The 916-nt window shown below is 58.3% G+C and carries 1 protein-coding gene; it reads left to right on the plus strand.

Annotated elements, in window-relative coordinates; genetic code table 11:
* The first annotated feature begins 124 nt into the window (after positions 1-124).
* Entirely contained in the window at positions 125-841 is a 717-nt protein-coding gene (locus AC1RPW_RS07640; protein WP_481769387.1) for a hypothetical protein, read from the plus strand.
* The last annotated feature ends 75 nt before the right edge of the window (positions 842-916 follow it).

Here is a 916-nt window from a genome sequence, read left to right on the forward strand (position 1 = left end):
CCACAAGAGTGCCCCGCGACCTGATTCAACCATACACCATCGAGCGGAACGCCCATCTCGGGCCGGTCCCCCGGGAGGTGGCGTAGCACCCTATTCACCGCGCGACAGTAAAGCCGCACAGGCTATGGCGACACTGCCACGCGCGCTTCAAGAGTTCGTGGCAAACGGGGAAACGAGTCCCGGCTCCGAGTCCCGTAGCCATGCAGGCGGCCAACTGAAGGCAGGCAGTGGCACACTGGCCAAGTCCATTCTGCACGATGTGCCGGGTGCTTTGGAGAAGATGGGTTTGCTACAACAGCTTGTTGGGGAGAACGCAGATGGCGATGCCCGTGACAAAGTAGAAGCCCTGATCGAAGAGTTGCTGAATACCTCGTCCATGCGCGAGGCTATAGAGAAGCTGGGACCTGCTGGTGCCCTTCTGTTCACAGCTCTTCAATTCCTAGGTGCCGATCGCTTGTGGGCTATCGCACATGCCGCGCTGTCTGGGCTTGAGCCCGGTGAATCTGGAGCTGGCTATTTCAAATGCGAGTGGGTCCCGCTGCCCGCAGATGAATGGCGTGCGCTGCTCGAACGTGAGCTACAGCAAACAGCAGACGGTGAAAATACGCCGACGCACGCAGCTCTGCGCCTGTTCGACATCGATATACCCGGAGCACAGGGCGATGGATTGACGGACAAGGGTGCAGGACGCCAAAGCGCGGAACACGCAATGGTCTCGCTGCTTGAAGCATTGGCCGATTACGCGGCTAACGGTGATATTCCGGAAGAAGCGTGGGACGCGGCAATCGTCGAGATGTCACGTAAAGCCGCAGAGCAGTCCCGTCCACCAGAGACAATTTAATTGTACGCGGGGCAAGTGCCCAGACGTTCACAACTCACCACCCTACTTTCACAACAAGGGAAGCAATATGCAAAC

Source organism: Dellaglioa sp. CoH-55-MRSF-8 (assembly GCF_056782195.1).